This is a genomic window from Amycolatopsis jiangsuensis, assembly GCF_014204865.1.
GTDB classification, from domain to species: domain Bacteria; phylum Actinomycetota; class Actinomycetes; order Mycobacteriales; family Pseudonocardiaceae; genus Amycolatopsis; species Amycolatopsis jiangsuensis.
The window spans coordinates 7975941-7998431 of the sequence record NZ_JACHMG010000001.1 but is presented as its reverse complement, the minus strand read 5'-3'; the positions used below and the strand labels follow the sequence as shown (position 1 = coordinate 7998431).

The 22491-nt window shown below is 71.1% G+C and carries 17 protein-coding genes; 6 read left to right on the top strand and 11 right to left on the bottom strand.

Features of this window, described 5'->3' with window-relative positions:
- Nucleotides 1–13: 13 nt before the first annotated feature.
- The 3 genes from BJY18_RS35880 (at nt 14) to argS (ending at nt 6618) form a co-directional block, all read left to right on the top strand.
- Nucleotides 14–2122: a RecQ family ATP-dependent DNA helicase gene (locus tag BJY18_RS35880; RefSeq protein ID WP_184784245.1), complete on the top strand. Its 2109-nt coding sequence runs from the start codon at nt 14–16 to the stop codon at nt 2120–2122.
- Nucleotides 2123–3530: 1408 nt separating this feature from the next.
- Entirely contained in the window at nt 3531–4823 is a 1293-nt protein-coding gene (locus BJY18_RS35875) for an MFS transporter (RefSeq protein ID WP_184784244.1), read from the top strand.
- Nucleotides 4824–4890: 67 nt separating this feature from the next.
- A complete protein-coding gene (argS, locus tag BJY18_RS35870) occupies nt 4891–6618 on the top strand; it encodes an arginine--tRNA ligase (RefSeq protein WP_184784243.1) in 1728 nt (575 codons plus the stop codon).
- A 3-nt stretch (nt 6619–6621) separates the two neighbouring features.
- On the opposite strand, the gene BJY18_RS35865 is transcribed toward argS, so the two are convergent.
- Nucleotides 6622–6963, bottom strand: a complete 342-nt coding sequence (locus BJY18_RS35865) for a winged helix-turn-helix transcriptional regulator (RefSeq protein ID WP_312874077.1) — start codon at nt 6961–6963, stop codon at nt 6622–6624.
- 109 nt (nt 6964–7072) lie between these two features.
- On the opposite strand from BJY18_RS35865, the gene BJY18_RS35860 reads away from it, so the two are divergent.
- The 3 genes from BJY18_RS35860 to BJY18_RS35850 all read left to right on the top strand — a co-directional run bounded on the left by BJY18_RS35860 (nt 7073) and on the right by BJY18_RS35850 (nt 10082).
- Entirely contained in the window at nt 7073–7981 is a 909-nt protein-coding gene (locus tag BJY18_RS35860) for an NmrA family NAD(P)-binding protein (protein ID WP_246459085.1), read from the top strand.
- Nucleotides 7982–8057: 76 nt separating this feature from the next.
- Nucleotides 8058–8450: a MerR family transcriptional regulator gene (locus BJY18_RS35855; protein WP_184785057.1), complete on the top strand. Its 393-nt coding sequence runs from the start codon at nt 8058–8060 to the stop codon at nt 8448–8450.
- A 138-nt stretch (nt 8451–8588) separates the two neighbouring features.
- Nucleotides 8589–10082 carry a SulP family inorganic anion transporter gene (locus BJY18_RS35850; RefSeq protein ID WP_221460254.1) on the top strand — a complete coding sequence of 498 codons (1494 nt, stop codon included), beginning with the start codon at nt 8589–8591 and terminating at the stop codon, nt 10080–10082.
- A gap of 6 nt (nt 10083–10088) precedes the next feature.
- On the opposite strand, the gene BJY18_RS37320 is transcribed toward BJY18_RS35850, so the two are convergent.
- The 10 genes from BJY18_RS37320 to BJY18_RS35800 form a co-directional block, all read right to left on the bottom strand.
- Nucleotides 10089–10694, bottom strand: coding sequence for an FAD-dependent oxidoreductase (locus BJY18_RS37320; RefSeq protein WP_246459083.1), 606 nt, complete (start codon nt 10692–10694; stop codon nt 10089–10091).
- Nucleotides 10695–10734: 40 nt separating this feature from the next.
- Nucleotides 10735–11325 carry an NAD(P)-binding protein gene (locus tag BJY18_RS37315; RefSeq protein ID WP_312874075.1) on the bottom strand — a complete coding sequence of 197 codons (591 nt, stop codon included), beginning with the start codon at nt 11323–11325 and terminating at the stop codon, nt 10735–10737.
- Nucleotides 11326–11740: 415 nt separating this feature from the next.
- Complete coding sequence (gene proB, locus BJY18_RS35840; protein ID WP_184784240.1) at nt 11741–12847, bottom strand: glutamate 5-kinase; 1107 nt, start codon at nt 12845–12847, stop codon at nt 11741–11743.
- A complete protein-coding gene (gene obgE / locus BJY18_RS35835; protein WP_184784239.1) occupies nt 12844–14358 on the bottom strand; it encodes a GTPase ObgE in 1515 nt (504 codons plus the stop codon). The genes proB and obgE overlap by 4 nt, the downstream gene beginning before the upstream one ends.
- 164 nt (nt 14359–14522) lie before the next feature.
- Nucleotides 14523–14771 (bottom strand): 50S ribosomal protein L27, encoded by a 249-nt coding sequence (rpmA, locus tag BJY18_RS35830; protein ID WP_184784238.1) that lies wholly within the window; start codon nt 14769–14771, stop codon nt 14523–14525.
- 51 nt (nt 14772–14822) lie between these two features.
- The gene (rplU, locus tag BJY18_RS35825) at nt 14823–15137 is read right to left on the bottom strand and encodes a 50S ribosomal protein L21 (RefSeq protein ID WP_184785056.1); all 315 of its coding nucleotides are present in this window, start codon (nt 15135–15137) and stop codon (nt 14823–14825) included.
- Between the two features lie 164 nt (nt 15138–15301).
- Complete coding sequence (locus tag BJY18_RS35820) at nt 15302–19231, bottom strand: translation initiation factor IF-2 N-terminal domain-containing protein (protein ID WP_246459082.1); 3930 nt, start codon at nt 19229–19231, stop codon at nt 15302–15304.
- Nucleotides 19232–19921: 690 nt separating this feature from the next.
- Nucleotides 19922–20734 carry an ABC transporter permease gene (locus BJY18_RS35810; RefSeq protein ID WP_184784237.1) on the bottom strand — a complete coding sequence of 271 codons (813 nt, stop codon included), beginning with the start codon at nt 20732–20734 and terminating at the stop codon, nt 19922–19924.
- The gene (locus BJY18_RS35805; protein ID WP_184784236.1) at nt 20734–21537 is read right to left on the bottom strand and encodes an ABC transporter permease; all 804 of its coding nucleotides are present in this window, start codon (nt 21535–21537) and stop codon (nt 20734–20736) included. The genes BJY18_RS35810 and BJY18_RS35805 overlap by 1 nt, the downstream gene beginning before the upstream one ends.
- Nucleotides 21537–22475 (bottom strand): ABC transporter ATP-binding protein, encoded by a 939-nt coding sequence (locus BJY18_RS35800; protein ID WP_184784235.1) that lies wholly within the window; start codon nt 22473–22475, stop codon nt 21537–21539. The genes BJY18_RS35805 and BJY18_RS35800 overlap by 1 nt, the downstream gene beginning before the upstream one ends.
- Nucleotides 22476–22491: the final 16 nt, after the last annotated feature.

The window sequence follows — 22491 nt, the reverse complement described above, 5'->3', positions numbered from 1 at the left end:
TAGACGTGGGGACGTGGACACCACCGAGACCCTGCGAACCCGCGCCGAGACCCTGCTCCGCGCGCTCGCCGGCGACACCGCCACCCTCCGCGACGACCAGTGGACGGCCATCGAGGCGCTGGTCGCGCAGCACCGGCGCGCGCTCGTCGTGCAGCGCACCGGATGGGGAAAGTCCGCGGTGTACTTCCTCGCCACGGCGCTGCTGCGGGAGCAGGGCGCGGGACCCACGGTGATCGTCTCGCCCCTGCTCGCGTTGATGCGCAACCAGATCGCCGCGGCGGCGCGCGCCGGGATCCACGCGGCGACGATCAACTCGGCCAACGCGCAGGAGTGGGATCAGGTCCAGGCAAGTGTCGCGACGGGCGAGGTCGATGTGCTCCTGGTTAGCCCGGAACGGCTGAACAACCCGGATTTCCGCGACCGGGTGCTGCCCAAGCTCACCGCGGAGGCCGGACTGCTGGTGGTGGACGAGGCGCACTGCATCTCCGACTGGGGGCACGACTTCCGGCCGGACTACCGGCGGCTGCGCACGCTGCTGGGTGAGCTGCCCGACGGGGTGCCGGTGCTGGCCACCACCGCGACCGCCAACGACCGGGTGGCCACCGACGTCGCCGAGCAGCTCGGCATCGGCGACCGGGCCGGCACCCTGGTGCTGCGCGGACCACTGGACCGGGAGAGTCTGCGGCTGGCGGTCGCCGAGCTGCCCACGGACCAGGCCCGGCTCGCCTGGCTCGCCGAACACCTGGCGGAGCTGCCCGGATCCGGGATCATCTACACCCTCACGGTCGCGGCCGCGCACGACGTCGCGGCGCTGCTCGGCGACCGCGGGTACCCGGTCACGGCCTACACCGGCAAGACCGATCCGGCCGATCGGCAGGCAGCCGAGGACGATTTGCTGGCGAACCGCGTCAAGGCGCTCGTGGCCACCTCCGCACTCGGGATGGGTTTCGACAAGCCGGATCTCGGCTTCGTGGTGCACCTGGGCGCGCCGTCCTCGCCGATCGCCTACTACCAGCAGGTCGGCCGGGCCGGCCGCGGGGTGGAGCGGGCCGAGGTCGTGCTGCTGCCGGGGCGGGAGGACAAGGCGATCTGGGCGTACTTCGGATCGCTGGCTTTCCCGGACGAGTTGCGCGTGTCCCAGGTGCTCAATGCGCTGTCCTACGCCGACCGTCCACTTTCGACAGCGGCTCTGGAGCCGTCGGTCGAGCTTTCCCGGTCGCGGCTGGAGATGGTGCTGAAGGTGCTCGACGTCGACGGTGCGGTGCGCCGGGTACGCGGTGGCTGGGAGAGCACCGGGCAGCACTGGGACTACGACCGCGAACGCTACGAACGCGTGGGTACGGCGCGTGCCGCGGAGCAGGAGGCGATGCTCGGGTACGTGGCGACGACCGGGTGCCGGATGGAGTACCTGCGCCGGCAGCTGGACGATCCGGAGGCGGCGCCGTGCGGGCGTTGCGACAACTGCACCGGACAGCACTGGGACACGGCGGTGTCCGAGGAGGTGGCCGGCGCCACGCGGGAACGGCTGGACCGGCCGGGGGTGGACATCGCACCACGCAAGCAGTGGCCGAGCGGGATGGGTGGGCTCGAGGTGCCGTTGTCCGGCCGGATCGCGGCCGGCGAACAGGCTGAGCCGGGGCAGGTACTGGGCCGGCTCACCGACGTGGGCTGGGGCGGGCGGCTGCGCTCGCTCGTCGGCACGGGTTCGGCCGACGGCGAGGTGCCGGACTCGGTGTTCGAAGCGTGCGTCACGGTGCTGGCCTCATGGCGATGGGCGCAGCGGCCGGTGGCAGTGGTCGCGATCCCGTCGGCGACGCGGCCGCACCTGGTCGACAGCCTCGCCCTGCGACTGTCCGCGATCGGACGGCTGGACTACCTCGGCGAACTGGCCTCGGCCGGCCCGCCGCCCCGGCAGGCGAACAGCGCCCAGCGCCTGGCGGATCTGTGGCGGCGGCTGAGCCTGCCAGAGCCGGTGGCCTCGGCGGTCGCCGGGCTCCAGGGCCCGGTCCTGCTGGTGGACGACGTGATCGACACCGGCTGGACGATGACCCTGGCCACCCGCCTGCTCCGCAACGCCGGGGCGGACGCGGTGCTCCCGTTCGCCTTGGCCAGCACAGCCTGAGCCGGGGCTTGCGGAGGCCGTGTGGAACGGGTGTTTGTGAAGGGAGGAGGGGATCTGTCGGACGGGAAGTGAACGTCGTAGCGTGCGGGGTGACGGCGGGCTGACGCGGGCTGTGCGGGGCCGGTGCGGGCTGTGCGGGTACCTCGGCGATATGGGCGACGCACATCCTCCGCGCGGGCTGTGCGGGGCTGGCTCACCACCGTGCGATGCGTGAGTGACACGACGTGAAGGCTCAGCCGAACGACGCAGCATGCGGACTCGGCAGGTGACTTGGTGAGCAGCACGTGGTGCGAAACGTGCAACCGCTGGGTCGCTGGGTCGCTGGGTCGCTGGGTCGCTGGGTCGCTGGGTCGCTGGGTCGCTGGGTCGCTGGGTCGCTGGGTCGCTGGGTCGCTGGGTCGCTGGGTCGCTGGGTAAGGATTCTGCGCATTGAATCGTCGGAGACAACGGCAGCGGCGACGGCGGTGGCAGAGGGCGGAGCTTTCGTGCCTGCTGGCGTGAGCGAAGCCTTCCGTACCGGAACGGCCCTATTCGCTGATCAAGCGAGTGGGCGCCATACCGGTGCGGTCGGCGAAGCCCTGGTGCCTGCGCGAGTCAGCAGAGCGCCGCCTACCGAAGGCGGCGGTCCCTGCGTCGAGTCACGTGCGGCGGGGCTGGCTGGGTCCTCCGGCGTGCCCGTACGAGGGGGACGCCGTGTGCTCGAGGCGGCGGTGCCATGCGTCCCGGGGGCGGGTGCAGGAACAGAGCAGGAACAGTCACACGCGCAGGGACAAGACAGGAGCACGCACGCGCGGGGACAAGGCAGGGACATGCACCTGGGCACCTGGGCACCTGGGCACCTGGGCACCTGGGCACCTGGGCACCTGGGCACCTGGGCACCTGGGCAAGGATCGCCGGGAGCGCGGGGCATCGAGAGCGAGGGCAAGACGCCTGAGCAAGGGCAACCCCGCAACCCCGCAACCCCGCAACCCCGCAACCCCGCAACCCCGCAACCCCGCAACCCCGCAACCCCGCAACCCCGCAACCCCGCAACCCCGCAACCCCGCAACCCCGCAACCCCGCAACCCCGCAACCCCGCAACCCCGCAACCCCGCAACCCCGCAACCCCGCAACCCCGCAACCCCGCAACCCCGCAACCCCGCAACCCCGCAACCCCGCAACCCCGCAACCCCGCAACCCCGCAACCCCGCAACCCCGCAACCCCGCAACCCCGCAACCCCGCAACCCCGCAACCCCGCAACCCCGCAACCCCGCAACCCCGCAACCCCGCAACCCCGCAACCCCGCAACCCCGCAACCCCGCAAGGACAGCATCGCCGGGCCGGTCCAGGATGCGGCGGGCGCTACCGAATTCCGGAGCTTTCTGGCAAAGTGCCGTTCCACTCCGGGTGGATGTGGAGGTCGGGCGGATGGGTGAGCCGGCGGCGGTCGAGGGTGTGGTGCGGCATCGGTTGCCGGTGCGGAAGTTGTTCGCCGCCAGTGCCGGGAACGCGCTCGAGTGGTTCGACTGGACGATCTATGCGACGTTCAGCATCTACTTCGCCGGGGCCTTCTTCCCGCCCGGCAATGATGCGCTCGCCCTGATCAACACGTTCGCCACCTATGCGCTCGCGTTCTTCTTCCGGCCGCTCGGCGGGGTGCTGCTCGGGCGGTTCGCCGACGTGCACGGACGCAAGCCGGCCATGATCCTCACCATCGGGCTGATGGCCGGCGGGTCCGTCGCGATCGGAGTATTGCCCACGTTCGCGCAGGTCGGATGGCTCGCGCCGGTGTTGCTGCTGATCGCGCGGATCGCGCAGGGGCTCTCGCTCGGCGGCGAAGTGTCCAACGCCTCGGCCTACCTCGGCGAGGTCGCGCCGAGGCAGCGGCGGGGGCGGTACTCCTCGTTCTTCTACATCTCCACCGGCACCGCCGTGCTCATCGCGACCGTGCTCGGCTTCGTGCTCGCGCGCACCATGGACAAGGCCCAGCTCGGTTCGTTCGGCTGGAGGATTCCGTTCCTGCTCGGCGGCGTGCTCGGCGTGGTCGGCCTCTGGCTGCGCCGCAGTCTCGCGGAAACCGAGCTGTACCACCAGAAGAAGGACCAAGCCCGGCGCGTCCGGCGACCGCTGCTCACCACGCTTACGCACCATCCCCGCGCGGTCGGGCAGCTCGTCGGCTTCACCATGCTGTCCACGCTCTGCTACTACACGTTCTTCAGCGCGCTCACCTCGTTCGCGGTCAAGACCCGTGGCGCGGACGACGTAGACACCTTCCTAGCGCTGTCCATCGGCACCGCGCTGTTCGTCGCGCTGCAGTACCCGATGGGGGCGCTCGCCGACCGGGCCGGACGCCGACCGCAACTGCTCGTGTGGTCGGGAGCGACCGCACTGGTGATCGTGCCGCTCTCCTACCTCGTACGACCCGGGCTGGGCAGCCTGCTCGTCGTGTTCTGCGTGGGGCTCGGGCTCTACACCGCGATGACCTCGCTGGCCCCGGCGATCATGAGCGAGCTGTTCCCCACAGAACTGCGCGGCCTGGGCATCGGCGCCTGGTACAACCTCACCGTCGCGGTGTTCGGCGGCACCGCTCCCCTAGTGCTCAACGCGCTGTCCACGACCGGTGCCGGCACCGCGTTCTTCTGGTACGTGGCCGTCGCGGCGGCGATCGCGTTTCTCGTCATCCTGCGCCTGCCCGAGACGAAGGGCAGCGAGCTGCGGTAAACACGTCGAACCCGTCCGCGCGGAGTCGGTACGCTGCCCCGATCCGACGACGCGAAGGAGGGACACCGTGCAGCAGCTCGAAGTGAACGAGGAACTGGGGCGACGCGTGGTGAACGCCCTCCACAGCGCCTTCGGCATCGACCCGGAACCGGCGGACGCACTCGTCGTCGTGTCCACTCGCGACGGTGTCGACTACCAGTGCAACCTGGCGATGAGCCTCGGCAAGCGGCTCGGCCGGCCACCGCGGGAGGTGGCCGCGCAGATCGTCGCGCACCTGGACCTGGGAGACATCGCCGAGCCACCGGAGATCGCAGGTCCCGGATTCGTGAATCTCGTCCTGCGCCGCTCGTGGCTGGAACGGCGCGTGGCAGCGCTGGCGGGCGACGACCGGCTCGGTGTGGCCCCGGCGGAAAAGCCGCGCCGCATCGCCCTCGACTACAGCAGCCCCAACGTCGCGAAGGAGATGCACGTCGGGCATCTGCGGTCCACAGTGCTCGGTGACGCGATCGCCCGGCTGCTGCGGTTCGCCGGGCACGAAGTGCTGCCGCACAACCATCTCGGCGACTGGGGCACCCCCTTCGGCATGCTCATCGAGCATCTGATCGACGAACCGCCCGCGGTGCGTGGCGGAATCAGCGACCTCAACGCGTTCTACCAGGCCGCGCGCCGGAAGTTCGACAGCGACGAGGCGTTCGCGACGAGGTCCCGCGAGCGCGTGGTGAAACTGCAGGGCGGGGACACCGAAACCCTTGCGGTATGGCAGGAACTCATCGACGAGTCGACTCGGCATTTCAACGAGGTCTACCGGCAGCTCGGCACCACGCTCACCAACGCTGACCTCTACGGTGAAAGCTTCTACAACCCGAATCTCGCGAAAGTCGTCGACGAACTCGAGGCAAGTGGGCTCACCGAGATCAGCGACGGCGCGGTCTGCGTGTTCCCCGAAGGCTTCCGCAACCGCGACGACGATCGGCTGCCGCTGATCGTGCGCAAACGGGACGGCGGCTACGGCTACGCGGCCACGGATCTCGCCACGGCGAAGTACTGGACCGCCGAGCGTGGTGCGACCGATCTGCTGTACGTGGTCGGCACGCCGCAAGCACAGCACTTCGCGATGCTTTTCGCGGTGTGCCGCGCGGCCGGATGGCTCGACGGTGTGCACGCCGAGCACATCGGATTCGGCTCGGTGCTCGGCGCGGACGGCAAGGTGATGCGGACACGCGCCGGCGAGACGATCAAGCTCGCCGACTTGCTCGACGAAGCGGTCAGCCAGGCCGCGGAGGTCGTCTCCGAGCGCAGCGAACTGAGCGCCGCGGAACAGCGCGCTGTCGCGCATGCGGTGGGCATCGGCGCGGTGAAGTACGCCGATCTGTCCGGGGACCGCGAGCGGGACTACGTGTTCGCGTGGGACCGCATGCTCGCCAAGGACGGCAACACGTCCGTCTACCTGCAGTACGCGCACGCGCGGATCGAGTCGATCCTCGCCAAAGCAGGCGACCGCGGCGACGGCGCGCCCGTCATACTGGCCGAAGCGGCGGAACGAGCACTGGCGCTTACTCTCTTGCGCTTCGGTGAGGCTGTACGGGCGGCAGTGTCGGCGTACGCACCGCACAAGCTGTGTACGTATCTGTACGACACCGCTGTCGCGTTCTCACGGTTCTACGAACAATGTCCCGTGCTCACTGCAGAGACACCGGAGCTACGGGACTCCCGGCTCCAGCTGTCGGCACTGACCTCGCGGACCCTCGTACTCGGCCTGGGCTTGCTCGGTATCGAGGCGCCCCGACGTCTCTGACGCTCACCGCTGCTCAGGACTGCCGAACGCGGCGGACGGCTTCTGCGCGTGGTGGTCGCGAGCCGCGACGATCCGCGGTGCGTTGGCGCGGGACCATTCGGCGATCTGGGTGGTGAGCCGCCCCGCTTCGAGGCCGAGGTCGGTCAGGGCGTATTCGACGTGGGGCGGGATGGCCGGGTAGACGGTGCGGCTGACGAGGCCGTCGCGTTCGAGGTTGCGCAGTGCCTGGGTGAGCGATTTCTGTGTGATGCCGTCGATCCGGCAGCGGATCTCGGTGAACCGGAGCGGCCGCGCGCTGCCCTCGAGGATGCTGAGGAGGTAGAGCACCCACTTGTTCGCGAGCACGTCCACCACCGTACGAGAGGGACAGTCTTTCGCGTAGAAGCGCCTCGAACCGTCGTCAGAGTCAGTATCCATCAGGTACCTATACATCTCAAAGGTGCCTACTTCACAAATGACAGCGGAAACGGAGACGATGGGCTCGAGCCCGGAATCCGGGCGCTACCCCAGGGAAAGGGCCGTGGTGATTCTGGTGACCGGGCCGTCGGGCAAGGTCGGATCCGAGGCGGTACGGCTGCTCGGCGAGCAGCAGCACGCGGCCAGAGCGCTGGTCCGGGACCGGTCGCGGGCGCCACGCGGCGCCGCGGACGTAGCGGTGGGCGATTTCGAGCAGCGGGCGACGGTGGACGCGGCGATGCGCGAGGTGGACACCGTGCTGCTGATCAGCGCCGCGGTGCCGGAGCACGAGATCGCGGTTATCGATGCCGCCGTACGCCAGGGCGTGGGGCACGTCGTGAAGATCACCAATCACAAGGCGACAGCGGATTCGCCGGTCGCGCGGCGCCGCGACCACGCGCGGGTGGAGGCGCACGTGCGTGCCACCGGACTCGACTACACGTTGCTGGCTCCGAACTTCTTCCTGCAGAACCTTTTCGCTTTCATTCCTTCGATCAGGGAGTCGCACAGCTTCGTCATGTGCTCCGGCGACGGCCGGCTCGGCATGGTCGATGCCCGGGACGTCGCGGCGGCCGCGGCCACGGTCGCGGGCGCGCCGGCAGCGCACGCGGGCCGCAGCTACCTGCTGACCGGTCCGGAGCTGGTCAGCTACGCCGACGTGGCGACGGCGCTCGGCACCGCACTCGGGCACGAGGTCGAGTACCGAAGCGTCTCCCCCGAGACGCATCGCGCGATGCTGGTCGACGCGGGCGTGCCCGAATCGGCCGCCACCTCGAACGTGCAGGCCTTCGGCCTCGTCGCGGAAGGCGACGCGGCCTGGCTTTCCGGCGATGCCGGACGGCTCATCGGCCGCGCCCCGCGCAGCCTCCGCGAATTCGTCGCCGACCACGTCTCCGCGTTCGCCTGACGACCACTCGGCACGGGAGGACAGTGCGTTACCGTGGCGGAGCGGGGTTCGGAAAGGAAACGGCGTGCGCGAACGGATGCAGATCGGCGAGGTCGCCGAGCGTACCGGCCTTTCCCTGCGCACCATCCGCTACTACGAGGAAGTCGGGCTGGTCGTGCCGAGCGCGCGCAGCCAGGGCGGGTTCCGCCTGTACACCGAACCGGACATCGACCGGTTGCAGCTGATCAAGCGGATGAAACCGCTGGGTTTCCAGCTCGAGGAGATGCGCGAGGTGCTCGCCATCCTGGACCCGGTTCCGGGCAGCCCGCCCGTGGCCGACCCGGCCGGGCGGCTCGCGGAGTTCAGCGGCGCCGCGGAGCAGGCCTGCCGGGATCTGCGGGCGAAGCTCACCGCGGCCGAGGAGTTTTCCGCGCTGCTGCGCGCGCACCGCGAGCGACTGCCGGACGCGGACTCCCCGGCCCGCACGTGATCTCGACCGCATTCCGGCACCGCCACGTCCGCCGCCGCCCATCTCTCCTCTAACGTAACGGAAGAGTTGGCGGCGAGAGCCGCGTCCACCCGGTGCCCGCGCCGCCCGAACAAGACAGGTCCGTCCACTGTGTCCTCATTGCTGTCCGCCGTGCCCGCGCGGCTGCGCGGTACCCGTCCCGCCTGGTTCTCCCCGAAGGTCGCGCGCACGGAGTTCTTCGGCGGCCTGGTCGTGGCACTGGCACTGATCCCGGAAGCGATCTCGTTCTCGATCATCGCCGGCGTCGATCCGCGGGTGGGTCTGTGCGCCTCGTTCACGATGGCGGTGGTGATCTCGTTCGTGGGCGGACGAGCGGCGATGATCTCCGCGGCCACCGGTGCGATCGCGCTCGTCGTCGCGCCGCTCGCCCGTGAGCACGGGCTGGGTTACCTGGTCGCCACGGTGATCCTCGGCGGGCTGTTCCAGATCGTGCTCGGGTCCCTCGGCGTCGCGAAGCTGATGCGGTTCGTGCCGCGCAGCGTCATGGTCGGATTCGTCAACGCGCTGGCCATCCTGATTTTCCTCGCGCAGGTACCGGAACTCATCGCCGTGCCCTGGCCGGTCTACCCGTTGTTCGCGGGTGGGCTCGTGCTCATGGTGCTCTTCCCCCGGCTCACGAAGATCGTGCCCGCGCCGCTGGTATCCATCGTGGCGCTCACCGTGCTCACCATCGCCGCAGGCATTTCGGTGCCGACGGTCGGCGACAAGGGAGCGCTGCCCTCGGCGCTGCCGGTACCGGGCATCCCGGACGTCCCGTTCACCTTCGGCACGCTCGGACTGCTGGCGCCCTACGCCGTCGCGTTCGCCCTCGTGGGGCTGATGGAATCGCTGATGACCGCGAAGCTGGTCGACGACATCACCGACACCCGGTCCAGCAAGACCCGCGAGGCCATCGGGCAGGGCATCGCCAACGTCGTGACCGGCGTCTTCGGCGGCATGGGCGGCTGCGCGATGATCGGCCAGACCATGATCAACGTCAGGACCGCCGGCTCCCGGACCCGGTTGTCGACGTTCCTGGCCGGGGTCTTCCTGATGGTGCTCTGCCTGGTCTGCGGCCCGCTGGTGTCCCGGATCCCGATGGCCGCACTGGTCGCGGTGATGATGCTCGTCGCGTTCGGCACCTTCGACTGGCACAGCGTCGCACCCGCCACGCTGAAGCGGATGCCGGCCGGCGAGATCACCGTCATGGTGCTCACCGTCGCGGTGGTGGTTGCCACCAGCAACCTCGCCATCGGCGTGGTGGTCGGCACGATCACCGCGATGGTGATCTTCGCCCGCCGGGTGGCGCATCTGGTCGACGTGACCTCAGCCCTCGACCCGGACGGCAACCAGGTCGTGTACGCCGTCACCGGCGCGCTGTTCTTCGCCTCCAGCAACGATCTGGTCTCCCGGTTCGACTATCGCGGCGACCCCGGCCACGTGGTCCTCGACCTCACCGACGCGCACATCTGGGACGCCTCCACGGTCGCCGCGCTCGACGCCATCACCACCAAGTACGCCGCACTCGGCAAGACCGTGGAGATCGTCGGCCTGAACGCGCCCAGCGCCACCATGCACGACCGGCTGTCGGGGGAACTGACCGCGGGGCACTGAGCCCGCTCAGCCTGGCGTCCCGGCGAATCTCCGCCGCAGCTCGGAAACCCTGCCCATGGCGGCGAATCCGCCGCGGGTGAGACCGCGGTGGAAGCGGCTTTCGGTGACGAACCGGTCGGCGCTGCGGGCCGAGGCGCGTACCGCTCGATAGCCGTATTCGCGCATCCGCCGTTCGTAATCGGCCACAGCTGCGCGGACATCGCCGCCACCGGCCAGGGCACGGGACAGCAGCTGCGCATCGCGCAGAGCGACGTTCGCACCGATGCCGCGGAACGGCGTCATGCTGTGCGCGGCGTCGCCGAGCAGCGTCACCGGGCCGGTCTCCCAGGCCCCCACCGGAACCGAGGTCCGGATGGGCAGCAGAGACACCGTCGCGTCCGGGGAATCCGCCACGAGCCGCGAGAACGCCGGGTGCCAGCCTTCGATCCGTTCCAGCACCAGGGAACGCAGGCCGGGCCCCGCCAGTTCGGCCAGCCCGGCCGGGAAACACCGGGTGCGCGCCGCGTACACCCACATCACGTAGCTCGCGGTGTTGTCGAACAGGACCGGGTCGATCGCGGCGGTCTCGTCGTTTTCCGCGTCGTCCGGAAACTCGTGCGGCGCGGTGAACATCCCGCAGCCCGGCGGGGCAGCACCAGGTTGGGGCCGCTGGTCAACCGCTCCGGCACGCACCCGCGGGATTCGGCGGTGAGCGGGGACTTCCCGGCGACGCCGGTGATTCCGGTATCCACAGGCCGGGCATGCGGCAGCAGCTGGAGGCGCACGCGTGAATTCGCCCCGTCCGCGCCGACAACCAGGCCGGCCTCCGCGGTGGTGCCGTCCGCGAAGTGCAGGACCGCCCCGTTTCCGCCGGACTCGTACCGGACGAATTCCTTGTCGTACCGGACGATTCCGTCACCCGGTGCAGCGAGATGCGGCTCGCGGAGTGGTGCGCAGTGGCCGGGTCGGCGTCCGGCGGCCGCGACAGCATGGCCAGCTCCCGCAGCTGTTCGGTGACGAAGGCGAAGCCGCCCGCGCTCGTTCCGGTCGTGACCAGGAAACTGTCCCAAGTGGACGGTGACAGGCATTCGTGCAGTGCCGACGATCCGGTCGGGTCGATGTGCACGCGGTAGCCCTGTAGCCGTTCCGTACGCGTGCGGCTGCGTTCGTACACCGCGACCTTCACTCCCGCGCGGCGCAGCCCGTGTGCCAGGCACAGCCCACCGGTACCGCCCCCGACCACGGCCACTTCGACCTCGTTCACGGTCTTCTTCACTCACTTCCGAAAGAGCCATAAGTAACCATACAAATGATTAAGTCAACCGTACGTCTGATCAAATCACCGGCTACGCTGACGTCCGCGTCCGAGGCCCCGCGCCGTGCACCGCGGTCGGAAGTGCCCCCTTCGAAGGCTTCCGCGCGCTCGCCACACCGGAACGGCCGCTCGAGGACGTCGTGGCCGACTTCGCGCGTGACGGGGCCGCCGACCCCGACCTCAGCCGGATCTTCCTTCGCGAAAACCTGGCCGAGGGCGGTCCGGAGACCGGTAGTGCCGGGCAGCAGCGGGAGTTCCTGCAGCACCAGGTCGCCAGGGCCATCACCGGGCAGGACCCGGAATCGGCCGGGTTCACCGAGGCGTACGCGGAGCAGCTGGCCCGCGTGGTACTCCACCTCAAAGGTCAGCGGCGCAGTGGAACCAGATCGTCGGCGTGGACGACCTCGCGGCGGTGTTCCACCGGGACCTCGTGGCTGGAGCGGCCGATCAGCGCGGGCAGTTCGGCCGCGTCGAAACCTACGACGCCACGGGCCACCGGAACGTCGGCCGCGTCGACGAGGTCGACCACGTCGCCTGCCTGGAAGTCGCCGTCGAGGCCGGTGATGCCGGCCGCCAGCAGGGAACGACGGCGCAGGATCGCCCGCACCGCTCCGTCGTCGAGACGGAGCTTCCCGGACGCGTCGGTGGCGTAGCCGAGCCAGAAGCGGCGGGCCGACAGCCGGGTGTCCGCCGGGGTGAAAGCCGTACCGCTGCGGGCAGCACCGAGTGCGTCCGCAGCGTCGACGGCGGCGGCGAGCAACACCGGGATCCCCGCTCCGGCAGCGGTGCGGGCCGCGGCGAGCTTCGAAACCATCCCTCCGGTACCGAGGCCGGACGAGGAGATGCCGACCGCGATACCGTCCACATCGGACTCACTGTGCACCTCGGCGATCCGGCGGGTGGCACCGGCGCGCGGATCACCGTCGTACAGACCGTCCACATCGGACAGCAGGATCAGCGCCTCGGCGCCGATCAGGTGTGCCACCAGCGCCGCCAGACGGTCGTTGTCACCGAACCGGATCTCCTGCGTGGCCACGGTGTCGTTCTCGTTCACCACCGGCACCGTGCCGAGGGCGAGCAGCCGCGAGAACGTGCGCTGGGCGTTGCGGTAGTGCGACCGGCGCACCACGTCGTCGGAGGTCAGCAGGACCTGACCGACGGTGAGCGCGTAACGGCCGAAGGACTCCGCGTACGCGTGTGCGAGCGTCAGCTGGCCGACGCTGGCGGCGGCCTGCTGGGTGGCCAGATCCCGCGGCCGCTTGCCCAGCTTCAGCGGCGCCAGCCCGGCACCGATCGCACCCGAGGACACGAGCACGATCTGCGCGTCACGCCGCACCCGGGCGGCGATGGCGTCGACCAGCGCGTCCAGCCGGGCCACGTCGAGCCCGCTGCCCGCGGTGGTCAGTGCGGACGAGCCGATCTTGACCACGAGCCTGCGGGCCCCGGCGATCTCCTGCCGGGTCCCGTTCACCGGTCCGGCTCCGCGTGCCCGTCCTCGCCGGTCCAGACACCGTCCAGATCGTCGGCGAGGCCGGCGGGCTCGTCGTCCTCCAGGTCGTCGGGCCCGTCCCGGCGGATCCGCCGCGCCTCCTTGCGTTCGGCCGCGCCGACCCGGTCGTTACGCTCCAGCCGGACGTCGGTGCCACGGCCGGACAAGTGCACCGCGACGCCGGGGGTGGAAGGCTCCCATTCGAACTGGATGTCGCCGATGGTGACCGGACTTCCCGGTTTCGCCCCGCGTTTGGCCAGGGCCTCCTCGACGCCGAGCCGGTTGAGCCGGTCGGCGAGATAGCCGACGGCCTCGTCGTTGGCGAAGTTGGTCTGCCGGATCCACCGCTCCGGCCGGGCGCCGCGGACGACGAACGCGCCGTCCTCCTCCGGGTCCTCTTCGACGATGAAGCCGCTGTCGTCCACCGCGAGCGGGCGCAGCACGATCTTCTCCGGCTCCAGCACCGGCTGCGCCTCGCGGTAGGCCTCCACGACCTCGGCGAGCGCGAAACTCAGTTCTTTGAGCCCCTTGCGGGACGCGGTGGACACCTCGAACACCCGCAGCCCGCGTGCCTCGAAGTCGGGCCGCACGAACTCGGCCAGCTCGGCGGCCTCCGGAACGTCGATCTTGTTGAGCACGACCACGCGGGGACGCTGCTCGAGCTTGCCGCCCAGCCCCGGCGTGTAGCGGGCGAGCTCCTCCTCGAGAGCGTCCACATCGGACAGCGGGTCGCGGCCCGGCTCCAGCGTGGCGCAGTCGACCACGTGCACCAGCACCGCGCAGCGTTCGATGTGGCGCAGGAAGTCCAGGCCGAGCCCGCGGCCCTCGGACGCGCCGGGGATCAGGCCGGGCACGTCCGCCATGGTGTACACAGTGGACCCGGCCGTGATCACGCCGAGGTTCGGCACCAGCGTGGTGAACGGGTAGTCGGCGATCTTCGGCTTCGCCGCGGACAGCACCGAGATCAGCGAGGACTTGCCCGCGGACGGGAACCCGAGCAGGCCGACGTCGGCCACCGAGCGCAGCTCCAGCACCAGGTTGCGGCTCTCCCCCGGCTCGCCGAGCAGCGCGAATCCGGGCGCCTTACGGGCTTTCGACGCCAGCGCCGCATTGCCCAGCCCACCTCGGCCGCCCTGCGCGGCGACGAACCGCGTGCCCGGGCTGACCAGATCGGCCACCAGCTCGCCGTCCTCGGTGAACACCACCGTGCCCGCCGGTACGCGCATCTCCAGCGGTTCGCCGGCGGCACCGTTGCGGTGGCTGCCCATGCCCATCTTGCCGTTGCCGGCGCGGGCGTGCGGGCGGAAGTGGAAGTCGAGCAGCGTGTGCACGCCCGGGTCGACGACGAGGGTGACGTCGCCGCCGTGCCCGCCGTTGCCGCCGTCCGGGCCGCCGAGCGGCTTGAACTTTTCGCGGTGCACCGAGGCACAGCCGTTGCCCCCGTCACCGGCGGTCAGGTGGATGACCGCGCGGTCCACGAACCGGGACGCCATGACGTTGCCTACTCTCCCTGCACACAAAAAACGGCGCGGGTCACGCTGGGTCTGCCAGCGGCCGCACCGTGGGGGTTCCGGGGGCTCGGCCCCCGGGCCAACACGAGTAACGGGGCGACGTGGTCCGCGCTTTCCGCGGACCCACGTCGCCCCGACATCGCCCGTTACGGCGCGATGTTCACGGTCTTGCGGCCGCGCTTCACACCGAACTGGACCGCACCGGCGGCCAGCGCGAACAGCGTGTCGTCGCCACCGCGGCCGACGTTCACACCGGGGTGGAACTTGGTGCCGCGCTGGCGGATGATGATCTCGCCCGCGCTGACCTGCTGGCCACCGAAGCGCTTCACGCCGAGGCGCTGTGCGTTCGAATCACGACCGTTGCGGGAGCTGGACGCACCCTTCTTGTGAGCCATTGTTCAGCCCTTTCTGGCAAAGTTCAGGGTCTTGCGAAGATCCGGAAGGTCTTACTGGGAGATGCCGGTGACCTCGACGCGGGTCAGCTTCTGCCGGTGGCCTTGGCGCTTGTGGTAGCCGGTCTTGTTCTTGAACTTGTGGATCCGGATCTTCGGACCCTTGGTCTGCTCGACGACCTTGCCGGTGACCGAGACCTTCGCCAGCGCGTCGGCGTCCGTGGTGACCTCGCCACCGTCCACGAACAGCACGGCGGGGAAGGTGTGCTCGGTGCCCGGCTCGCCCTCGAGCTTCTCGACCTCGACGACGTCGCCGACGGCCACCTTGTACTGCTTGCCGCCGGTCTTGACGATCGCGTACGCCGACACGGAAGTCTCCTGCATTGCTCGACAATGGGTTAAGGGGCTGGCGCGGCCGGCCCGCCGGGAAGGCGGTCCAGGTGCTCGCGCAGCGGCTCACTCTGGTGGTGAGCCGAACTCCAGGTTACGGGAGGCCCCGGGTCTGGTTGCACCCGGGGTCCCCCAGTGCTCGTTCAGCTCTGGTCGGTGGCGTGCACCGGCGGACCGGCCGGCCGGGAAGCCGCCCGGCGAGACCGCCTGCGTCCGCTCCGCCCCGCCGGGGCGGGCACCTCGACCTCGGGTTCCGCGTCCGCGTCCGGACCGGCGGACGACGACCCGGCGACCGGGGTCTCCGGAGTCACTGCGGCCGCCGACGCCTTCGAGGTCGCTGGGTCCTCGGGGGTCTCCGGCTCCGGCGACGACGGCTCGACGGACGGTTCGGACTGCGGCACCACGACCTCGTCGGCCGGAGTGGTCACCGGCGCGTCCGCGACCTCCCCGGCGGGGCGGGCGGGCGACTCCTGAGGGCGCACCTCGGCCTCGTCGGCCGGAGTGGTCACCGGCTGGCCCGCGACTTCGCGGCCCGGCTCGGCCTCAGCGGTCGCCGTGGTCACGGCGGGCTCAGCGGTCGCCGTGTTCCCGGTCGTCCCCGTGATCGCCGTGGTCCCGGTGGCCACAGTGGTCTCCTTCGACTCTGCGGCCTCGCTGCGGCCCGCGGTTTCGCCGGAGGACGTGCCGGCGACCGCACCGCGCGGTCCGGCTTCGGTGGTCTTCGAGCGGTTCCCCGTCTCGCCGGAGGATGAGCCCTCCTTGCGGCCGGACTCGGTCGCGGTCGGCTCACCGGCAGCTTCGTCCGTGGCGGGCTGCTCGTGCTCGCCCCTGGCGGAGGCGGCCTTCGAGGCGTTGGCCATCGCCTGCACCGCGGTGACCACCGACTCCCGCTGCTCCGGGGTCGGCGCGGGCGTCACCGGTTCGGCCTTGGCCTGGTGCTCGCTGTGCTGGTCATCGCCGCCCTTGCCGCGGCCGCGGGAGCGGCGCGAGGCCTTGGTGTCGGAGCCGTGGTTGTGGCCGTTGTGGCTGCCGGAGCCGTTGCCGCGCTGCGGCTGTTCGGTCGAGACGACCACACCGCGGCCCTTGCAGTGCTCGCACGGCGTGGAGAACGCCTCCAGCAGGCCGGTGCCGATCTTCTTGCGGGTCATCTGCACCAGGCCGAGCGAGGTCACCTCGGCGACCTGGTGCCGGGTCCGGTCACGGCCAAGGCATTCGGTGAGCCGGCGCAGCACCAGTTCGCGGTTGGACTCGAGCACCATGTCGATGAAGTCGATCACGATGATCCCGCCGATGTCCCGCAGCCGCAGCTGGCGGACGATCTCCTCCGCCGACTCCAGGTTGTTGCGGGTCACCGTCTCCTCGAGGTTGCCGCCGGAGCCGGTGAACTTGCCGGTGTTCACGTCGATCACGGTCATCGCCTCGGTGCGGTCGATGACCAGATAACCGCCGGAGGGCAGCCAGACCTTGCGGTCGAGCGCCTTGGTGATCTGCTCGTCGATCCGGTGGGCGGCGAACGCGTCGCCGGTGCCGGTGTAGCGCTTGAGCCGCTCGATCAGGTCCGGCGCGACGTGCTGGACGTAGCCGTGGATGGTGTCCCAGGCCTTGCCGCCCTGGACCTCCAGCTTCGCGAAGTCCTCGGTGAACAGGTCCCGCACGACCTTGACCAGCAGGTCCGGCTCTTCGTAGAGCATCGCCGGGGCGCTGCCCTTCTTGCCGGAACCGGCCGCGGCCTTGTCCTTGATGATGTCCCACTGCGCCTTGAGCCTGCGCACGTCGCGGTCCAGCTCCTGCTCGCTGATGCCCTCGGACGCGGTGCGGATGATCACCCCCGCGTCCTCCGGGACGATCCGCTTGAGGATGTCCTTGAGCCGGCGCCGTTCGTTCTCCGGCAGCTTGCGCGAGATCCCGGTGGCCCCGCCGGCGGGGACGTAGACCAGGAACCGGCCGGGCAGCGAGATCTGCGTGGTCAGCCGGGCACCCTTGTGCCCGACCGGGTCCTTGGTGACCTGCACCAGCACGCTGTCGCCGGTGGAGAGCGCCTGCTCGATCTTGCGGGCCTTGCCCTCCAGGCCGGCCGCGTCCCAGTCGACCTCGCCGGCGTAGAGCACCGCGTTGCGGCCGCGGCCGATGTCGATGAACGCGGCTTCCATGCTGGGCAGCACGTTCTGGACCCGGCCCAGGTACACGTTGCCGACGATCGAGCCGGTGCCGGACTGGGTGACGAAGTGCTCGACCAGCACGCCGTCCTCGAGCACGCCGATCTGCGTCGAATCGCCCTTCTCGGCGACCACCATGGTGCGCTCGACCGATTCGCGCCGGGCGAGGAACTCGGCCTCGGACAGGATCGGGGCCCGGCGCCGTCCGGCCTCGCGGCCGTCGCGACGGCGCTGGCGCTTGGCCTCGAGCCGGGTGGACCCGCGGACGCTGCGCACCTCGTCGCGTGCCGCCCGTTCGGGCTCGGCCTTGGCCTGACGGACGTGCGTGACGGTGTTCGGCGGGTCGTCGCCGCCGGTGGTCTCGGGCGCGTCGTCGTCCCCGCCCTTGCGACGGCGACGACGGCGACGGCGCTTGGTGCCGCCGTCGGAGTCGGCATCGTCGCCGGAGTCGCTCTCGGCGGACTGCTCGGACTTGTCTTCCTTCTCGGCCTTGTCCGGCTTGGCTGCCTTGTCGCCGGGCTTGCCACCCTGGTCGGCTTCGTCGTTCTCGGACTGCTCCGAGGTCTCGAACGAGCCCTCGTCGCCACCCTTGCCCCGGCCGCGGCCCCGGCGGCCACGACGACGCCGGCGACGGCTGTTCGGGTCGTCGCCGTCTTCGTCCGAACGCTCGCCGTCTTCGCCCGCGGTGTCCTCGGCTTCGGCGCTTTCGCTGCTCTCGGCGCGCTTGCTCCGCTTGCCGCTCTTGACGGGCTCGTCGCCGACGCCGAACACCGCTTCGGGCGTGTTCCGCGACGGCTGCGCGGCCGTCTCCTCGGGCGGCAGGAAGACCGGCGACGGCGCGGCGAACACCGGCACGTGCACAGGCCCGCGCGCCGCGGTGGCCTGCTCGGTCTCCTGCTGTTCGGCCGGGATGGCGGGCGCGACGGCCCGGCGGCTGCGCCGCGAACCGGTGCGGCCGGACTTCTCCGGGGCCGCGGTTTCGCCCGCCTGCCCGGCGGTCGAGCTGCCGGCGCCGTCCGGTTCACCGGCGGCCGGGTCACCGGGCGTCGTGGGTTCCGCGGTCGGGGTGCCCTGGTCCGCGGCGGTACCGGCCCGGTCACCGGCCGAGGCGGACTCGGCGGTGTCCTGGCCTGCGGTACCGACCTCGGCGGTGGTCTCCGAAGCGGCATCGGTGGCCCGCGCTGCCGCGGCACGGCCGGTCGCGGACTTGCCGCCGGTCCGCCTGCCGGACCCGGACTTCCGGCCCGCGGACCGGCCGGTGCCCGCGGTCGAGGCGGACTGGTCGGAGGTGTCCGCCGCGGCCTGAGGGTCCGCTGCGGTGGTCGCGGCCGGGACGTCCCCGGCGCCGGGCCCGGTCGCGGATTCCGCGCTGCCGGACTGGGTGGTCGCGGCCGGGTCGTTCCCGGTACCGGAGGTCGCGGCGCCGGGGGCGTCGGCGCTCGAGGCGTCGGCGGTCGGGACGCCGGCGGTCGGGACGCCGGCGGTCGGGACGCCGGAGGCCACACTGCCGGGACCGGCAGCCACGGCTCCGGAAGTCACGGTGCCGGTGGCCTCGGTGCCGGAGGTCGCCGGGGAGCCGGCGGTGCCGGACTCGGTGGGCTGGCCGGCGCGGGCGGTGGCTTCGTCCGTGGCCGGTGGGGTTCCCGGCGCTGCCGGGGTTGCCCCAGTGGGGTCGGTGCCGGCCGGGTCCAGGGCCTCGGCCACCCGGTGCGCGACCTCGCGGGTCACGCTCGAGGCGGCGCTGCGGGGGCTTTCGCCCAGTTCGGCGAGCTTGGCGAGCAGGTCGCGGCTGCTCTGGCCGAGCAGCTTGGCCAGCGCGTGCACGCGGATGCGCGGTGGGAGCTCGCCCAGCCGGCTGCTCGCGGGTGCGGCGGTATTCCCGCCGGTCTGATCGGCGGGTGTGTCCGCGTTCGACATATGTCTCCTCCGCCCCCGGGCGCGTCTGCCGGTTCACACCGGTCACGACGCGGCCGCACAGGGGCCCTTTCCGTTCCGTGCCCGCCGTGGTGGTGACCAGCGGCGGGAATCCTGCTGGCAACCGTGCGCTCCGCCGGATCGGCGGCCACGCACGTCCTGGTCTTCTCGGCGGGGTGCCGGCCCCGGGCCAGCCGCCACGACGTCGACCTTTGGCCCGGCCTCCCGGGGGCGACGCGCGTGGTGCCGGTCCGGCACTCCTCCGGGCCGCTCACGACGCGAGCGGGATGCCCGTCGGCGCAGCGGCCGACGCAAGTATCCCACACCCGGGGACGCACCCGGTGTAGTCGGTGCCCCGCGGCAGGCACCCGGGCGTGCCGCGCTCATGCATCCGGGCGAACTTCACCGCCCCGCATTGTCCTCTCCTGCCGCGGTAAATATCATTCCCGCGCGCGTGACGAGCGCCCGCGCCGGACGACGGTGACCAGTGCCGGAGTCGTATCCGCCGCGCGCCCCGGCGGGTACGCGGCGGCCCCGACCTGCTTCCCCCGGCGGCCAGGTGCGCTTCACCGGACTTGACGCCACCGCACCCGCGAAGAATGCCGCATCCGGCCGGCACCACCGTGCGGCTTTCGACCGCTCCGAACCCCACCACAACGGCCTCGCCCGGAACACGACGCACGGTGGTCATTGTCACGTCAGCAGCAGTTTCGCGATCCTCCTCGTGGACGCCCACACCCCGAATGCCGCGAGCGCCAGCAGGTAGGCGAGGTTGCCGGCCATGCTCCAGGAGAAGAAGCCGCCGGCGAGCCCGCGCATCAGCTCGATGCCGTGGTACAGCGGGAAGCAGCGGACCACCCACTGCAGGGCCGCGGGATAGACGGTGATCGGGAAGAACGTGGTCGAGAACAGGAACATCGGCATGAGCACGAGCTGGATGTAGTCGAGCTGCGAGGTGGACCTCAGGAAGCTCACCAGCGCGATGCTGATGGCCGAGAACGCGAACGACACCAGCAGCGCAACCGGCAGCAGCAACAGCGCCCACCACGACGTGAGCAGCCCCATCGCACCGGTGACGGCCATGAACGCGACCGTGTAGAGGCCGCCGCGCAGCATGGCCCAGCCGATCTCGCCGAGCGCCACGTCCATCGGCCCCACCGGCGTGGCGAGCACCGCTTCGTAGTGCTTCGCGTAGCGCAGCTTGAAGAACATGTTGTACGTCTCGAACACCGCGCCGTTCATCGCCGAGGACGCCAGCAGCGCCGGGGCGACGAAAGCCACGTAGCTCATCGGCCGGCCGTCCGGACCGGCGACGGTGGAGACCAGCTTGCCGAAGCCGATCTGGAACGCGAGCAGGTACAGCAGCGGTTCGAGCGCACCGGACACCAGAACGACCCAGGAACGCCCGTACACGATCAGCGCCCGTTCGATCAGCGCGCCCGCCCGGCCGTGGTACATGCCGACCGGCGCGATGCGCAACACCAACCCGGGCCTCGCCGTCGTCATCACGTCACCAACCTTCGGTAGAAGGCGCGATGCGCGAGGCCCCAGCCGATCAGCACGAGCGCGGCGAGGTACGCGAGATGCCCGAGCACGGCGAGACCGCCCCTCCCGCCGAGCGTGGCTCCCCGGGCCAGCTCGGTGCCGTGCCACAGCGGCGAGAGCCAGGCCAGCCACCGCAGAACCGCCGGAATCTGCGTGATCGGGAAGAACGTGCCGGAGAACAACGTCATCGGGATGAGCACGAACCGGAACAGCAGCCCGAACCGCTGGCCCTCGTCGAACGTGCGCGCGGCCAGCGCGGTGAACAGCGCCCCGCAGGCGAGCCCGGTCAGCGTGCCGACGAGCACGACCACGAGCGCCCCCGCGTTCTGCCACGCGCCGAACAGGAGCGCGACGAGCGCGTAGACCAGGCCGGCCAGGGTGAGCCGGATGGTGCTCCAGATGAGGTGCCCGCCGAGTACCTGCCCTGGCGACACCGGTGTGGCCGTGACCGCGAGGTAGTCCTTCTGCCATTTGAACCCCGACAGCACGGGATAGCTGGACTCGCCGACCGCCAGCTGGGTGGATCCGGCCACGAGCAGCGCCGGGGCCACATAGGCCAGGTACGACACGCCGCCGGTGGCCGGTCCGGCCCGGACCTGCGAGCCGAAGCCGAGGCCCATCGCGGCGAGGAACAGCACCGGTTGCAGCCCGGTGGAGTAGAGCGTGCTCAGCCAGTAGCGGCGGTACCAGGCCCAGTGGCCCTCGACGCGCAGCCACGCGCCGTGCAGCGGGCCGACGACGCGGCCGGTGGAAGCGGTCGCCATCAGTCCACCAGCGTCCGGCCGGTGAGCCGGAGGAACACGTCCTCCAGCGAACTGCGGCGCACCAGGCTGGACACCGGGCGCACGCCACGCTCGTGTGCCCGCTCCAGGGTGGCTTCGCCGGTCATGGTGTAGAGCAGCACCCGGTCCGGCAGCACCTCGACGCGGTCGGCCAGGCCCGCCATCCGCTCCGCGGCCCGCTCCTGCTCCCCCGGCCCGAACCGCAGCTCCACGACCTCCCGGGTGGAATGCCGCGCGATCAGCTCGGCCGGCGAGCCCTCGGCGGCGATCCGGCCGCCGTCCATCACCACCAGCCGGTCGCAGAGCTGCTCGGCCTCGTCCATGTAGTGCGTGGTGACGATCAGCGTGGTGCCGGCCGCCTTGAGCCGGAACAGCCGGTCCCACAGCAGGTGCCGCGCCTGCGGGTCGAGGCCGGTGGTGGGTTCGTCGAGCAGCAGCAGCTCCGGGTCGTTGACCAGCGAGCGGGCGATGGTCAGCCGGCGTTTCATGCCGCCGGACAGCGATTCGACCGTCTTCTCCGCGCGGTCGGTGAGCTGCGCGAACTCCAGCAGCTCACCGGCCCGGCGCCGCACGTGTGCCCGGGACAGCCCGAAGTAGCGGCCGTAGACCTGCAGGTTCTGCCGCACGGTCAGCTCGGCGTCGAGGTTGTCCTCCTGCGGCACGACGCCCAGCCGCGCGCGGATGCGCGGACCGTCGACGCCCGGGTCCATCCCGAGCACGCGCAGCTCCCCGTCGCTGCGCGGCGACACGCAGGCGATCATCCGCATGGTCGACGACTTCCCGGCGCCGTTGGGCCCGAGGAAGCCGAAGGCCTCCCCCGGCCGCACCTCGACGTCGATGCCGCGGACCGCCTCGAACTCACCGAATCGCTTGACCAGCGCCTTGGCTTGCACCAGGGCCGGTTCCTCCACCTCTCCCACGCCGAGGACTCTAGGA

Excerpts from the sequence above, each read along its gene's own strand:
- BJY18_RS35875 (WP_184784244.1), top strand. The coding sequence starts at position 3,531 with ATGGGTGAGCCGGCGGCGGTCGAGGGTGTGGTGCGGCATCGGTTGCCG.
- BJY18_RS35860 (WP_246459085.1), top strand. The coding sequence starts at position 7,073 with ATGACAGCGGAAACGGAGACGATGGGCTCGAGCCCGGAATCCGGGCGC.
- BJY18_RS35855 (WP_184785057.1), top strand. The coding sequence starts at position 8,058 with ATGCAGATCGGCGAGGTCGCCGAGCGTACCGGCCTTTCCCTGCGCACC.
- BJY18_RS37320 (WP_246459083.1), bottom strand. The coding sequence starts at position 10,694 with ATGTTCACCGCGCCGCACGAGTTTCCGGACGACGCGGAAAACGACGAG.
- obgE (WP_184784239.1), bottom strand. The coding sequence starts at position 14,358 with ATGGCGTCCCGGTTCGTGGACCGCGCGGTCATCCACCTGACCGCCGGT.
- rpmA (WP_184784238.1), bottom strand. The coding sequence starts at position 14,771 with ATGGCTCACAAGAAGGGTGCGTCCAGCTCCCGCAACGGTCGTGATTCG.
- BJY18_RS35820 (WP_246459082.1), bottom strand. The coding sequence starts at position 19,231 with ATGTCGAACGCGGACACACCCGCCGATCAGACCGGCGGGAATACCGCC.
- BJY18_RS35810 (WP_184784237.1), bottom strand. The coding sequence starts at position 20,734 with ATGACGACGGCGAGGCCCGGGTTGGTGTTGCGCATCGCGCCGGTCGGC.
- BJY18_RS35805 (WP_184784236.1), bottom strand. The coding sequence starts at position 21,537 with ATGGCGACCGCTTCCACCGGCCGCGTCGTCGGCCCGCTGCACGGCGCG.